This window comes from Microbispora catharanthi (assembly GCF_006334915.2).
In the GTDB taxonomy this organism is placed as follows: Bacteria; Actinomycetota; Actinomycetes; order Streptosporangiales; family Streptosporangiaceae; genus Microbispora; species Microbispora catharanthi.
The window spans coordinates 334,069-347,953 of record NZ_VDMA02000003.1 but is presented as its reverse complement, the minus strand read 5'-3'; the positions used below and the strand labels follow the sequence as shown (position 1 = coordinate 347,953).

Sequence of the window (13,885 nt, the reverse complement as noted above, 5' to 3'; positions counted from 1 at the left end):
TGCATGTAAGTTTCCGTGCCATGACTTCCTCCACTCGGGACGAGCGCTGGGGGGCCCGCCTGTGGGGTGCCCTCACCGTCCTTTGCGCCGTCGTCTTCCTCGACGCCCTTGACGTGTCGATGGTCGGGGTGGCGCTCCCGTCCATCCAGGCCGATCTCGGCATGTCCACCTCATCGCTGCAGTGGGTGGTGAGCGGCTACGTGCTGGGATACGGCGGTCTGCTGCTGCTCGGGGGCCGGACCGCCGACCTGCTCGGCCGCCGCCGGGTGTTCCTGACCGCCCTGGCCGTCTTCGCGGTCGCCTCGCTGCTCGGCGGGCTGATGAGCGACGGGACGCTGCTGATCGCGGCCCGTTTCGTGAAGGGCGTCAGCGCCGCGTTCACCGCGCCCGCCGCGTTGTCCATCATCACCACGACCTTCGCCGAGGGCCCCGCCCGCAACCGGGCCCTGAGCATCTTCACCGCCTGCGGCGCCAGCGGGTTCTCGCTCGGACTGGTCCTGTCCGGCGTGCTCACCGAGATCGGATGGCGCTGGACGTTCCTCATGCCGGTGCCCGTCGCGATCATCGCTCTGGTGGCCGGGCTGCGGCTGCTCGAGCGGGGCGAGGGGCGCGGCGAGGGCGGCCACGACCTCCTCGGCGCCGCGACCATCACCGCGGCCATGCTGCTCCTGGTCTTCGCCGTGGTGGAGGCGCCCAAGGTGAGCGTGGCGCGCACCGTGCTGTCGCTCGCGGGGGCCGCCGCCCTGTTCGGCCTGTTCGTCTGGCTGGAGCGCCGGGTGCGGCACCCGCTGGTCCGGCTCGGCATCCTGCGCTCCGCGCCGCTCGCCCGGGCCAACATCGGCCTGGTCATCCTGTTCGGCTCGTACGTCGGCTTCCAGTTCGTGGCGATGCAGTACTTCCAGAACCTGCTGGGCTGGAGCGCCCTGCAGACCGCCCTCGCGTTCCTGCCGGCGGGGCTGCTGGTCGCGATCAGTTCGACCAAGATGGGCGGGTTCGCCGACCGCTTCGGCACCGCGCGCCTGATCGTGGTGGGCTCGGTGGCGCTGCTCGCGGGGTACGCGGTGTTCCTGCGGGTGGACCTCCACCCCAGCCTGCTCACGATGGTGCTGCCGGGCATGGTCCTGCTGGGCATCGCGTTCGCGCTGTCGTTCCCCTCGCTCAACATCCAGGCGACCGCCGGGGTCGGCGACGAGGAGCAGGGGCTCGCCTCGGGCCTGCTGAACACCTCCGGCCAGGTCGGCGGAGCCGTGGTGCTGGCGATCGTCACCGCCGTCCTGACCTCGGGGGCGGACGGCGGCGACCCGATCGCCCGCTTCCGCGCCGCGATCGTGGTCTCGGCCGGGTTCGCCCTCGTCGGCCTGGCCGTCGCCCTCACCGGGCTCCGGTTCCGGCGGCAGCCGGTCGAGGCACGGGAGGAGCCGGTGCTGGAGGCGGTCTGACCCGTCCGCCGGTTCCCCGCCGTCGTCGGAGGAGGGGCGTCCCGTTCGCCGGGGCGCCCCTTTCCGCCGTCCGCGTGGCCGCCGGAGCCGGCGCGCCGCGCCGGACCCCGAGGCCGCCGTCCGCCTCTGTCAGCTCAGCCGAGCGCCGACATGAACGAGGCGACGAGACGGGACCGGTCGCCGGGGAGCGCCCGCCCCCCGTGGACCATGAACGACGTCGTGGAGGACTGCGGCACGCCGCGCCCGGCGATCCACGAGATCAACTCCTGGCGGCGGTGGTCGAGGTCGATCCTGATCCGGATGTCCGCGTCCCGGGCCAGATCGGTGATGAGGGCGCGGGCGGTCTCGTCGTCCTCCGCGACGACCGGCCCGACGAACAGGCGGTCTCCGCTCCGCCATGCCGCCCCGTAGCCGGTGATCTCGCGGTCCCGCTCGGCGACCCTGACCTGCTCGGCGAAGGCGAACAGGCGGGCCAGCAGGCGCGACCGGTCGGCCCCGAAGACCTCGATGTCGAGGGCGCACAGCGCGGCCAGGTCCCGCCTGGGCTCGGCGAGCCGTGAGGCGCTCCGCCCGGGACCCGACCCGCCGTGCGGGTCGTCGCCGGCGTCGAAGCGGCCGACCCGGGCCTCGATCACGCCGACCGTCTCGAAGCCGAGCTTCTCGTACAGGGGCCGGCCGAACTCCGTCGCGCACAGGAACAGGGTCGCGTCGCCGGCCTCCGCGAGGACGTGGTCCAGGAGACGGCGTCCCAGCCCTCGCCCGCCGTAGCGGGAGGCCACAAGCATCATGCCGACCGCGGCCGCCGTCCTGCCGTAGCGGGTGAGGACGACCGTCCCCGCCAGTCCGCCGCCGTCCGGGGCGTCGACGCCGAAGCCCTCGCCGTTCTCCAGCAGGAGCCGCCACTTGCGCTCCTCCCTCGGCCAGGAGCGGTCCTGCGCCAGGTCGAGGCAGTGGGGCAGGTCTGCGAGGCCGAGGCGGCGGACAGGCAGGGCGGACGGGTCTGCGGGCTTCATGGGCACCTTTCCCTCGACGGCCCTCCGACGGTAGCGCCCCCGGCGCCCCGGCCGGTGGCGGAGCGCCGCTGAAGCGTAGTGCGCACATATGCGCATACGACGTTATTCCGGATCAACTGACACACTGGGCGGCATGGTCAGGAGGATCGAGGGCCCCACCCGCATCCCGGTGCCGGGCGGCAAGGTCATTGACGAGTACGTCGGCCGCGTCAACAGCGGTGACGAGCAGGTCTCCATCGCGCACATGGTGGCCCCGCCCGGCTGGGAGGAGCCCGCGCAGACCCCGGAGTTCGGCGAGTACACGCTCGTGCTCAAGGGGTCGGTCGTCGTGGAGCACGCGGGCGGCACGACCGTGGTCGAGGCGGGCCAGGCGTTCGTCAGCGAGCCCGGCGAGAAGATCCGCTACAGCTCCGGGCCGTCCGGCGCGGAGTACGTGGCCGTCTGTCTGCCCGCGTTCTCCCCGGACACCGCCAACCGCGAGGAGTGAGCGCGGCCAGGCTTAGGATTGCCGGAAGAACGACAGCGGCGAGGAGGGTGCATGACCAGGCTGCCCACGCTGGAGGAGATTCGCAGGGCGCCCAAGGTGCTCCTGCACGACCATCTCGACGGCGGGCTGCGGACCGGCACGATCGTCGACCTCGCCCGCGAATGCGGCCACACGCTGCCGACGTACGACCCGGGTGAGCTGGCGATCTGGTTCAGGGAGGCCGCGGACTCCGGTTCGCTGGAGCGCTACCTGGAGACGTTCTCGCACACCGTCGGGGTGATGCAGACCCGCGAGGCGCTGGTCAGGGTGGCCGCGGAGTGCGCCGAGGACCTGGCGGACGACGGCGTGATGTACGCCGAGGTCCGGTATGCCCCGGAGCAGCACACCTCCCGGGGCCTGTCGCTCGACCAGGTCGTGGAGGCCGTGCTCGAAGGCTTCCGGCTCGGCTCGGCCGGGCCCGACGGCAGGCCGCGGATCCGGGTGGGCACCCTGCTGACGGCCATGCGCCACCAGGCCCGCTCGATGGAGATCGCCGAGCTCGCCGTACGCTACCGCGACCTCGGTGTGGTCGGGTTCGACATCGCCGGAGCCGAGGCCGGCTACCCGCCCACCCGGCACCTGGACGCGTTCGAGTACCTCCAGCGGGAGAACGCCCACTTCACGATCCACGCGGGGGAGGGCTTCGGGCTGCCGTCGATCTGGCAGGCCATCCAGTGGTGCGGCGCCGACCGGCTCGGCCACGGCGTGCGGATCATCGACGACATCACGGTGTCGGACGACGGCGAGGCCAAGCTCGGCAGGCTGGCGGCGTACGTCCGCGACAAGCGGATCCCGCTGGAGATGTGCCCGACCTCGAACCTGCAGACCGGGGCCGCCCCGTCGATCGCCGAGCATCCGATCGGCCTGCTGCGCCGCCTGTACTTCCGGGTGACGGTCAACACCGACAACCGGCTGATGAGCGGGACGAGCGTGTCGCAGGAGTTCGCCAAGCTGGTCGATGCCTTCGGCTACGACTGGGACGACCTGCAGTGGTTCACGGTCAACGCGATGAAGTCGGCCTTCATCCCCTTCGACGAACGGCTGGCGCTGATCAACGGCGTGATCAAGCCTGGCTACGCGCAGATGAAGTGGCGCGCATGAAGCCGCAGGTCTTCCGCTCGAAGGCGGCCTGGCTCCTCGGCTGGGTCTGGATGCTGTTCGCCGCCTGGAACGTGTGGGACCTGACGGCCCACGGCCACCTGCCCAGCGCGCTGATCGCGGGCGCGGTGCTCGGCGTCATCACGGCGCTGGTCTTCGTGATGGCGCTGCGGCCCGCCGTCGTCGTCGAGGAGGGCGGCGTCCGCGTGCGCAACGTGCTGAGGAACGCCTACGTCCCCTGGAGCGGCGTGGACGACGTGTCCGTGACCAACGCCATCGTGATCGAGTCCGGGGACACCACCGTGCGCTGCTGGACGCCCACGGCGACGGCCCGCGAGCGGGTCAGGGCCGCAGGGCGGGCCGCCAAGGCGGCCAAGTCGGCGAACAAGGCCGAGCGGGCGGTGGCCGAGGCCGTCGGCGCCCGCACCCACGCCGACTGGGTGGCCGACCAGCTCACCGAGATGAGCCGGTCCCGCCGCGAGAGCTCCTCCGGTGAGACCGGCGTCACCTGGTCGCCGTCCGCCCTGGCGGCCGTCGCCGCCGCGGTCGCCCTGGTCGTGGCCGCCTTCGTCGTCTCCTGATCACGTAGAGGGACCGGGATCGGGGGCCGTGCGACGCCGGGGCGGTAATCGTTTGCCGAAGGGGTCTGAGTGCGTCTGGCGCGAGTGATCGTCGTCGTTGTGCTCGCCGCGCTCGCGAGCGTCTACGTGGTCGCGGGTGCGCCGATCGCGCTGGCGGTGTTCGGCGTGCAGGTCCTCTACCTGCTCACGCTCAGGAAGTGGTGGCTGCTCGCCGCGCAGGCCGTCCTCGTCTACACGGCGAGCGTCGCCGGCGGCGTCTCCACCGGGATCCTGGGGTTCCTGGCCGGTTCGCTGCTGCTGACCCGTGCCCATCGTGATACCGCGCGCGTGCTCGCGCCGCTCGTGGTGGCGAGCGCGGCGCTGATCGACGCCGCCCGCGGCGGGGCGACGGCCGACGCGACGATCACCGTGGTGCTGGTCTCGCTGGTCGTCTTCGGCCTCACCCGGCTCGTGGAGCGCGCGGGCGAGATGCACGCGGCCCGGCTCTCGCTGGCCGCCGCGGCCGTGGCCGCCGAACGGCTGCGCCTGGCGGCCGAGCTCAACGACGGCCTCGGGCGGAGCCTGGAGGTGATCGTCGAGGGCGGCCGCCGCGCGCTCGCGGAGCCGGACGGCGCGGCCGATGTGCTGGCCTCGGTCACCGCCACCGCGCGTGCGGCACTGACCGACGCCCGCGCCGCCTCCGCGAACTACCGCGCCACCTCCCTCGCTCCCGAGCTGGTCACGGCGCGGGCGATGCTCGACGCCGCGGGAATCGCCGTCGAGGTGCGCGGCGGCCACACCGAGCCGCTCGGTCCCGGCGGGGCGCTGCTGGCGAGCGTGCTGCGCGAGGCCGTCACCGACGTCGTACGGCGGGGCACCGCCCGGCTGTGCGTCATCGAGACGAGCGAGCAGGGAGACGAGCGGGGGGACAGGGTGCGGCTGCGGGTCGTCGACGACGGCCACCGCACCGCCGAAGGCCCCGGCTTCGACGGCCTCCGGCTGGAGGAGGCGGGCGGCACCCTCACCACCGGTCTGTCCTCCTCCGGACGCTTCGTGGTGGAGGCGACGCTTCCCCGCGACCCTTCCATCGAGGCGGCGCCCGGCGAGACGGGCGCCGGCGACGCCCGCGCTCCCGACTCCCCGGCGGACCGAAGGCGGCGACGGCCCCTGCCGAAGCTCGCCCACGACGCGTCGTACGCGGTGTCGGTCACGGTGCTCGCGGCCGTCCTCGTGGGCTTCAGCGTCAAGGCGCTGCTCCAGCTCTCCGGCGCTCTCGTGATCCCGGCCGCGGCGTGCCTCGCCGTGATCGTCGTCATGCAGCTCCGCTCCGTCAACGGGCGTCACATGGCGGCGCTCACCGTGATGGCGGTGCTCACGTACGCGCCCATCCCGGTCTTCGGACCCGTCTGGCTCGGGGCGGCGGGCTTCCTCGCCGGGCCGGTCCTGCTCGCGTTCCCGTGGCGGGTGGCGTGGCCGATGGCGGCGGCGATCGTGGCGAGCGTCGCCGGGGCCGGGATGCTGTTCGGCCTGCCCGCCCCCGTCCTCGCCAACAGCACGGTCAGCGCGCTCGTCACCGGGCTGGTGGTCTACGCTCTGCTCCGCCTGGCCCAGATCGTGAAGGAGCTCCAGGCCGCGAGGGAGAGCCTGGCCCGCTCCGCGATCGTCGAGGAGCGCCTGCGTGCCGCCCGCGACCTGCACGACCTGCTCGGGCACTCCCTGGCCGCGATCCTTCTCACCTGTGAGCTGGCCCGCCGCCTGAAGTGCCCGCAGGAGCGTGTCGAGGAGATCGTCGCCATGGCGGAGGGGGCGCGGGCGGACCTGCGCTCGGTGTCGGGTGAGCAGCGGAAGCTGTCCCTGGCGGCCGAGGTGGAGTCGGCGCGCACGGTGCTGTCGGCCGCCGGGATCCGGGTGACCGTGGAGCCGATCGAGCCGAACCTGCCCGCGGAGGTCGAGACCGTGCTGGGCACCGTGCTCAGGGAGGCCGTGACGAACGTGCTCAGGCACAGCGAGGCCCGCCACTGTGCGATCACGATGCGCGCCGACGAGAGCGGGCTGCGGCTGCGGGTGCGCAACGACGGGGTGAGCGCGGGAAAGACGCGGCGGGGGTCGTCCGGCATCGGCAACCTGACCACCCGCCTCGCCGCCCTGGACGGCCGGCTCACCTCGCACGTCGACGGCGACCGGTTCACGCTGGACGCCTGCGTGCCGCACCGCGCGCCGGTGCCCGCCTAGATCCACCCGGCCCCTGGATCCAGCCGGCCCTTAGATCCAGCCGGCCTCGGTGGCGATGCGCACGGCGTCGGTCCGGTTGCGGGCGTTGAGCTTGGTGACGATCACGGTGAGGTAGTTGCGCACGGTGCCCGCGGCCAGGTGGAGCCGCGCGGCGATGTCCGTGGCGTCGGCGCCGGAGGCGGCCAGGCGGAGCACGTCCGCCTCGCGCGGGGTGAGCGGGTTGTCCGCCAGGTCCCAGGCGGTGACCGCGAGCGAGGGGTCGAGCACCCGCTCGCCGGCCGCGATCTTGCGGATGGCGGCCACGAGTTCGTCCGGCGGCGCCGTCTTCAGCACGTATCCGGCGACACCGGCGCCGAGGGCGCGGCGCAGGTGCCCCGGCTTGCCGTACGCGGTCAGCATCAGAGCGCGGCAGGCGGGCAGGCGCGTGCGGAGCTCGGCGGCGGCCGCCAGGCCGTCCAGCCTCCCGGGCATGTCGATGTCGAGGACGGCGACGTCGGGGCGGTGGACCAGCGCGGCGGCCAGGGCGGCCTCTCCGGACTCCACGGTCGCGACGATTTCCAGGTCCTCCTCCAGCCCGAGCAGGGCGGCGAGGGCGCTCCTGATGACGTGCTGGTCCTCGGCAAGGAGTACGCGAATCACGCGCATATGTCTACCAGTGTCCGGATCATGAGGACGTCATGGGCAGGAGGTGAAGCCGTCTCTGGGCCGCATGTCCGCTGGTCGGCAGGCTTGAGCACATGACAGAGGTGCTTCGCCTTGACGCGGTGAGCAAGGTGTATGGAAAGGGACAGGGCGCGGTGGCCGCCCTGCGTGAGGTCTCGGTGAACATCCCGGGCGGGAGCTTCACCGCCGTGATGGGACCGTCGGGTTCGGGCAAGAGCACGTTCTTGCACTGCGCGGCGGGGCTGGACACGCCCTCCTCCGGCTCGGTGCGGCTGGGCGGCACGGAGCTGTCCGGCATGGACGAGACCCGGTTGACGGAGCTGCGCAGGCAGCGGATCGGCTTCGTGTTCCAGGCGTTCAACCTGGTCTCGTCCCTGACGGTGCTGGAGAACATCACCCTGCCGATGCGGCTGGCCGGGGCGCGGGTCGACCGGGCGTGGCTTGAGGAGATCGTCGGGCGGGTGGGGCTCACGGGCCGCATCGGGCACCGCCCCGCCCAGCTGTCCGGCGGGCAGCAGCAGCGGGTGGCCATCGCCAGGGCGCTGGTGACCCGGCCGCAGGTGGTCTTCGGCGACGAGCCGACCGGCGCGCTCGACACGATGACGGCCCGTGACGTGCTCCGGCTGCTGCGGGAGGTGGTGGAAAGCCTCGGCCAGACCGTGGTGATGGTCACCCACGACCCGGTGGCCGCCTCCTACGCCGACACCGTCCTGTTCCTCGCCGACGGCCGGCTCGTGGACGCGATGATCGCGCCGAGCTCCGAGAAGGTCGCCGAGCGCATGACGAGGCTGGGGGCGTACGCGGCATGATCACCGGACTCGCACTGAAGACCCTGCGGCACCGCAAGGCGGCGTTCACGGGTGCGTTCGTGGCGCTGGTGTGCGCCGCCGCGCTGGTCTGCGCGTGCCTGATGCTGCTGGAGACCGGCCTGCGGGGCGGGGTCGCGCCGGAGCGCTACGCGGCGGCGCCGCTGATCGTCGCCGGCGACCAGAACGTCCACGAGACCGTGACCAAGTCCTCCGGGAAGGTCAAGACGAAGGCCAAGCCGCTCTCGGAGCGGGTCTGGATCCCCGCGGCGGCGGCCGCGAGGCTGCGCGGCCTGCCGGGCGTCTCGAAGGTGCTGACCGAGGTGACGTTCCCCGTGAACGGACACGCACTCGGGCACGGGTGGGAGTCGGCGGGGCTCACGCCGTTCGCCATCGCGCAGGGACGCCCGCCGCGTGAGGACCACGAGGTGGTCGTGGACGCCCGCTCGGGCCTGTCCGTGGGCGCGGCCCTGCACGTGCGGGGCGAGGCGTACCGGGTCGTGGGGGTCACCGCGCAGGCCCTGCCGAGCCAGGACACCGTGTTCTTCTCGACGTCCGAGGCCCGCCGGCTGGCCGGACGCCCGGGCCTGGTGACCGCGATCGGCGTGTTCCCCAGGGCGGGGATGTCGGTGGATGTGTCGTCGGTGCTCTCCACAGGAGAGCGCCTGGTGGCCTACACCGGGGACGAACGCGGCACGGTGGAGTTCCTCGACGCGGAGCAGGCGCGGGTGCGGCTGATCAGCCTGGGCGGCGCGCTGGGCGGCACGTCCCTGCTGGTGGCGATCCTCGTCGTGACCGGCACCGCCGCCCTCGCGGTCCAGCAGCGACGGCGCGAGATCGCCCTCCTCCGTGCGGTCGCCGCCACGCCGGGGCAGGTGCGCAGACTGCTGGGCGGCGAGTCGCTGCTGGTCGGCCTCGCGGCCGGCGTCATCGGTTCGGCGGCCGGCATCGCCCTCGGGTTCTGGCTGCGCGGCCGGTTCGTCGAGCTGGGCGCCATGCCGGAGAACCTGCGCCTGGTGGTCAGCCCGTTCCCGGCGGCGGCCGCCCTGCTGGCCGCCGTGGCGGCGGCCTGGGCCGCGACCCGCCTCTCGGTCCGCCGGACCGCGCGGATCCGTCCCGTCGAGGCGTTGGGCGAGGCCGCCATGGGCGAGGGCCGCCTGCCCCTCGGCCGGTCGATCGCGGGCGTCCTCTGCGTCGCCGGCGGGATCGTGCTGACGCTGGTGCTGTCGGGACTCGAGACCGAGGCGGCGTCGAGCCCCGTGACGATGCTGACCGCGCTCGTCTGGACGGTTGCCGTCACCCTGCTCGGGCCGGTGCTCGCCCGCGCCGCGACCGCCCTGCTCGGCATCGCGCTGCGTGCCTCCCGCGCCGGATACCTGGCGGCGCGCAACCTGCGGACGGGCCCGGGACGGATGGCCTCCGTGATGGCGCCACTGACCCTTCTGGTGGCCATGACCTGCACCATCCTGTTCACCCAGACCACGATGGGGCACGCGTCGGCCGCGCAGGCCGCCGCCGGCACCCACGCCGACTACGTGGTGAGCGGCGCGACGGCGGACGCGGTGCGCCGCGTGCCGGGCGTGAAGGCGGTCACCTCGGTGGTGCGCACCTCCGTGCGCGTCGGGCTGGACAAGTACGGCGCGCAGGGCGTCGACGGCGGCGAGCGGCCGATCGGGCAGGCCGTGGACCTCGGCGTCGTGTCCGGCTCGCTCGACGGGTTCGGCGCCGGGTCGGCCGCGCTGAGCGAGTCGGCGGCATCCAGGCTCGGGCTGTCGGTCGGCAAGGCGCTCACGCTCACCTTGGGCGACGGGACCCCGGCGGAGCTGACGGTCGCGGCGATCTACTCTCGCGGCCTCGGCTTCGGCGACCTGACCCTGCCGTACGCGCTGGTGGCCGGTCATGTCGACGATCCCTCGGGCACCCTGCTCGTCGAGGCCCCCTCCGTCTCGCGTGCGGCCCTGGCCGCCGTGGCACCGCTGGTGTCGCCGACGGAGGGGACCGGGACGCAGACGCCGAACGCCGAGGTCAACTACGTGGCCATGGGCCTGATCATCGCATTCAGCGCGATCGCCGTGGTCAACACGCTGGCCATGTCCACCACGGACCGATCGCGGGAGCTGGCCCTGCTCCGCCTGGTCGGCGCGACCCGGCGGCAGGTGCTGCGCATGCTCCGCCTGGAGACCCTGACCGCGCTGATCGTCTCCGTGCTCGCCGGGACCGGCATCGCGCTGATCACGCTGTCGGCCTTCAGCAGGGGGATGACCGGGTCGGCCCTGCCGTACGTCCCCCCGGCCGGCTACGCGCTGGTGATCGCCGCCGTGGTCGCGCTCGCCCTGGTCGCCACCAGCCTCCCCGCGCGTCTCGCCCTGCGCGCCCGCCCGGCCGAGACCATCGGCGCCCGCCAGTAACCGGGCCGCCGCCACCCCCGCACGAATCGAAAGCCGAGAATCATGAACCGCATCGCCTCGATCGGCGCAGCCGCCCTGATCTCCCTCACCGCTACCCCGGTCGCGGCTCACGCCGCCACGACCTGGACCTCCTGCGGCACCGCCGCCGGGCTGGACCCCCGCCAGGAGTGCACGACGCTCCAGGTCCCTCTCACATACGGCAAGCCGGGCGGCACGGTCTCCCTGGCCGTCTCCCGGATCCGTACGGCGCGGCCGGGACTGCGCAGGGGCGTGCTGCTGCTCATCCCCGGGGGACCGGGCAGCCCGGGCCTGAGCAGGCCGAGCACGATGGCGAAGCGCCTGCCGAGCGCCGTGCTCGACCGTTACGACCTGGTCGGCTTCGACCCGCGGGGGGTCGGCCAGAGCTCGCCCGTCTCCTGCGGGCTCGCGCACGACGACCTGGCGCCCAGCCGGCTCAAGCCCTACCCCTCGGCGGGCGGTGACATCGGCGAGAACGTCGCGTACGCCCGCAGGTTCGCCGAGGCCTGCGCCCGCAACGGCGGCCCCGTGCTGCGCAGCATCAGCACGCGCAACGAGGCCAGGGACATCGACGCCATCCGCCGGGCCCTCGGGGAGGACCGCCTGTCCTACTGGGGCGTCTCCTACGGCACGTACGCCGGGGCCGTCTACGCCACGATGTTCCCCGGCCGGACCGACCGGGTGATCCTCGACAGCAACGACGATCCCGACCCGCACAAGGTCGCCCGCGGCTGGCTGGCCAACTACTCGGTGGGAGTCGAGGACCGCTTCCCCGACTTCGCCGCCTGGGCCGCCGCCCATGACGACGAGTACGGCCTGGGGACGGACGCCGCGGCGGTCCGCCGCACCTTCCTGGACCTCGCCGAGCGCCTGGACCGCACCCCGATCCCGTGGTCCGGCGCCAATCCGCCGCGGCTCGACGGCGCGGTCCTGCGGGAGACCATGCTGAACGCGCTGTATTCCGACACCGGGTTCCCCGGCTTGGCCGGGCTCATGCGGGCGGGCCTCGGCTCGGGTCCCCTCCCCGAGCCCTCCACCGCGCCGGACGCGGCGCTGCAGAACGCCGCGGCCTCGGTGGCCGCGACGATCTGCAACGACGTCGAGTGGCCGAGCTCGGTCGACCTGCACCGGCGGCTGGTGGCCCGCGACCGGGCGGCTCACCCGCTCACCGGCGGAATGCCGGTGAACATCGGTCCCTGCGCCTACTGGCCCTACCGGCCGGCGGAGGCGCCGGTGCGGGTCACGCCGCAGGGACCGTCCAACGTGCTGCTCGTGCAGAACCTGCGCGACCCGGCGACGCCGTACAGCGGCGCCCTGCGGATGCGCGAGGCCTTCGGGAGCCGGGCGCGCATGGTCGCCGTCGACTCGGGCGGGCACGGGTCCTACCTGGTCAACGGCAACGCATGCGGTGACGACACCGTCACCGCGTTCCTGGTCACCGGCGATCGGCCGGCCCGGGACACGATCTGCCGGTAGGCACGCTCAAAGGCCGAGGGCGACGGCGAGGTCCTTCTTCAGGTCCTCCAGGTCCTGCGCGGCCCGGGCCCGGGCGGGCGCGACGTCGTCGCCCTCGACCGGTACGACGACCTCCAGGTAGCACTTGAGCTTGGGCTCGGTGCCGCTGGGCCGGACGACGACCCGGGCTCCGCCGGACAGGCGGTAACGCAGGCCCTCGGTGGGCGGCAGCCCCGCCACCCCCTGGGACAGGTCCTCGGCCGACTCCACCGTCCGGCCCGCCAGCTCCATCGGCGGGTGCGTACGCAGGCGCTCGATGGCCTTCGCGATCAGCGACAGGTCATCGACCCGGACGGAGAGCTGGGCGGTCGCGTGCAGGCCGTAGCGGCGGGCCTGGTCGTCCAGCAGGTCGAGCAGCGACCTGCCGTCCCGCTTGGCCGCGGCGGCCATCCCGGCCACGGTGAGGGCCGCCCCCACGCCGTCCTTGTCGTGGACCGGCGGTCCTGCGTCCGATCCCACGCTGTAGCCCAGTGCCTCCTCGTAGCCGAAGACCAGCCCCGGGCCCGTCTTCATGATCCACTTGAAGCCGGTCAGCGTCTCGGCGTGCCGCACGCCGTGACCGGCGGCGATCTTGGCGAGCAGCGACGACGACACGATCGAGGTGGCGACCAGCCGGTCGCCGCCCGAGGTGTGCCGCAGCACGTGCTCGGCCAGCAGGCCGCCCACCTCGTCGCCGGTCAGCATGCGGTAGCCGCCGCCCGGCAGCGGGGTGCCCACCGCGCAGCGGTCCGCGTCCGGGTCGTTGGCGATCACCAGGTCGGCGCGGGTCGCGGCGGCGAGTTCGAGCGCGAGGTCCATGGCGCCCGGTTCCTCGGGGTTGGGGAACGCCACGGTGGGGAAGTCCGGGTCGGGCATCGCCTGCCGGCTCACCGTGACCGGCACCTCGAAGCCCGCCACGCGGAACGCCTCGGACACGGTCGCGCCGCCGACGCCGTGCAGCGGCGTGTACGCGACCGCGATCTCGCGGGCGTCGCCGATCGGGAGCGCGGCCAGGGCCCGCAGGTACGGCACGACGATGTCGTCGTGGTCGAGCGTCTGCCAGTCCTCGCCCAGCGGGAGGGCGTCCACCCGGCCGACGGCGTCGATGGCGGCGGAGATCTCCTGGTCGATCGGCGGCACGATCTGCGCGCCGTCGCCCCAGTAGACCTTGTAGCCGTTGTCCTGGGGAGGGTTGTGCGAGGCGGTGACCATGACGCCCGCGTCCGCGCCCAGGTGGCGCACGGCGAACGCCAGGACAGGGGTGGGCCACTTGCCGGCCATGACCGAGGCGCGCAGGCCCGCCCCGGTCAGCACGCGGGCCGTGTCGGCGGCGAACACGTCGGACTTGTGCCGCCCGTCGTAGCCGATCACCACATGGCGTCCCGGCCCGAGGACACGGGCCAGCCCGGCGGCCGCCCGCATCACCGTGACCCGGTTCATCCGGTTCGGCCCGGCTCCCAGCGCGCCGCGCAGGCCCGCCGTGCCGAACTCCAGCTTCGCGCCGAAGCGGTCCTCCAGGGCGGCCGTATCGCCGCGTTCCAGGAGCGCGTCGAGCTCCGCCCGCGTCTCGGGGTCGGGGTCCTGGTCACGCCACTCTTCGGCGAGCCGTACGAGATCGGTCATGGATG

Annotated in this window: 11 protein-coding genes; 8 read left to right on the top strand and 3 right to left on the bottom strand. The window is 73.6% G+C overall.

Annotated features, from left to right (window positions below):
* The first annotated feature begins 20 nt into the window (after nt 1–20).
* Nucleotides 21–1,439 carry an MFS transporter gene (locus FH610_RS07285; protein WP_240808817.1) on the top strand — a complete coding sequence of 473 codons (1,419 nt, stop codon included), beginning with the start codon at nt 21–23 and terminating at the stop codon, nt 1,437–1,439.
* A 134-nt stretch (nt 1,440–1,573) separates the two neighbouring features.
* Here FH610_RS07285 and FH610_RS07280 read toward each other — a convergent pair whose 3' ends face one another.
* A complete protein-coding gene (locus FH610_RS07280) occupies nt 1,574–2,452 on the bottom strand; it encodes a GNAT family N-acetyltransferase (protein WP_139573505.1) in 879 nt (292 codons plus the stop codon).
* Nucleotides 2,453–2,585: 133 nt separating this feature from the next.
* On the opposite strand from FH610_RS07280, the gene FH610_RS07275 reads away from it, so the two are divergent.
* From FH610_RS07275 to FH610_RS07260, 4 genes are all read left to right on the top strand, one after another.
* Entirely contained in the window at nt 2,586–2,939 is a 354-nt protein-coding gene (locus tag FH610_RS07275; RefSeq protein ID WP_139573504.1) for a cupin domain-containing protein, read from the top strand.
* 51 nt (nt 2,940–2,990) lie between these two features.
* Entirely contained in the window at nt 2,991–4,079 is a 1,089-nt protein-coding gene (locus FH610_RS07270; protein WP_139573503.1) for an adenosine deaminase, read from the top strand.
* Nucleotides 4,076–4,657, top strand: coding sequence for a PH domain-containing protein (locus FH610_RS07265; protein ID WP_139573502.1), 582 nt, complete (start codon nt 4,076–4,078; stop codon nt 4,655–4,657). Before FH610_RS07270 ends, FH610_RS07265 begins: the two co-directional genes overlap by 4 nt.
* A 69-nt stretch (nt 4,658–4,726) precedes the next feature.
* A complete protein-coding gene (locus FH610_RS07260; protein ID WP_205825610.1) occupies nt 4,727–6,868 on the top strand; it encodes a sensor histidine kinase in 2,142 nt (713 codons plus the stop codon).
* Nucleotides 6,869–6,898: 30 nt separating this feature from the next.
* On the opposite strand, the gene FH610_RS07255 is transcribed toward FH610_RS07260, so the two are convergent.
* Nucleotides 6,899–7,507, bottom strand: a complete 609-nt coding sequence (locus FH610_RS07255) for a response regulator transcription factor (protein ID WP_205825609.1) — start codon at nt 7,505–7,507, stop codon at nt 6,899–6,901.
* A 98-nt stretch (nt 7,508–7,605) separates the two neighbouring features.
* On the opposite strand from FH610_RS07255, the gene FH610_RS07250 reads away from it, so the two are divergent.
* From FH610_RS07250 to FH610_RS07240, 3 genes are read left to right on the top strand one after another with little or no spacing between them, the layout of a single operon-like run.
* A complete protein-coding gene (locus FH610_RS07250; protein WP_139573500.1) occupies nt 7,606–8,340 on the top strand; it encodes an ABC transporter ATP-binding protein in 735 nt (244 codons plus the stop codon).
* Nucleotides 8,337–10,745, top strand: coding sequence for an FtsX-like permease family protein (locus FH610_RS07245; RefSeq protein ID WP_139573499.1), 2,409 nt, complete (start codon nt 8,337–8,339; stop codon nt 10,743–10,745). The genes FH610_RS07250 and FH610_RS07245 overlap by 4 nt, the downstream gene beginning before the upstream one ends.
* Nucleotides 10,746–10,787: 42 nt before the next feature.
* Nucleotides 10,788–12,239 (top strand): alpha/beta hydrolase, encoded by a 1,452-nt coding sequence (locus FH610_RS07240; protein ID WP_139573498.1) that lies wholly within the window; start codon nt 10,788–10,790, stop codon nt 12,237–12,239.
* 6 nt (nt 12,240–12,245) lie between these two features.
* Here the strand turns inward: FH610_RS07240 and FH610_RS07235 are convergent, their stop codons facing one another.
* Nucleotides 12,246–13,880, bottom strand: a complete 1,635-nt coding sequence (locus FH610_RS07235) for a phospho-sugar mutase (protein ID WP_139573497.1) — start codon at nt 13,878–13,880, stop codon at nt 12,246–12,248.
* Between the last annotated feature and the right edge of the window lie 5 nt (nt 13,881–13,885).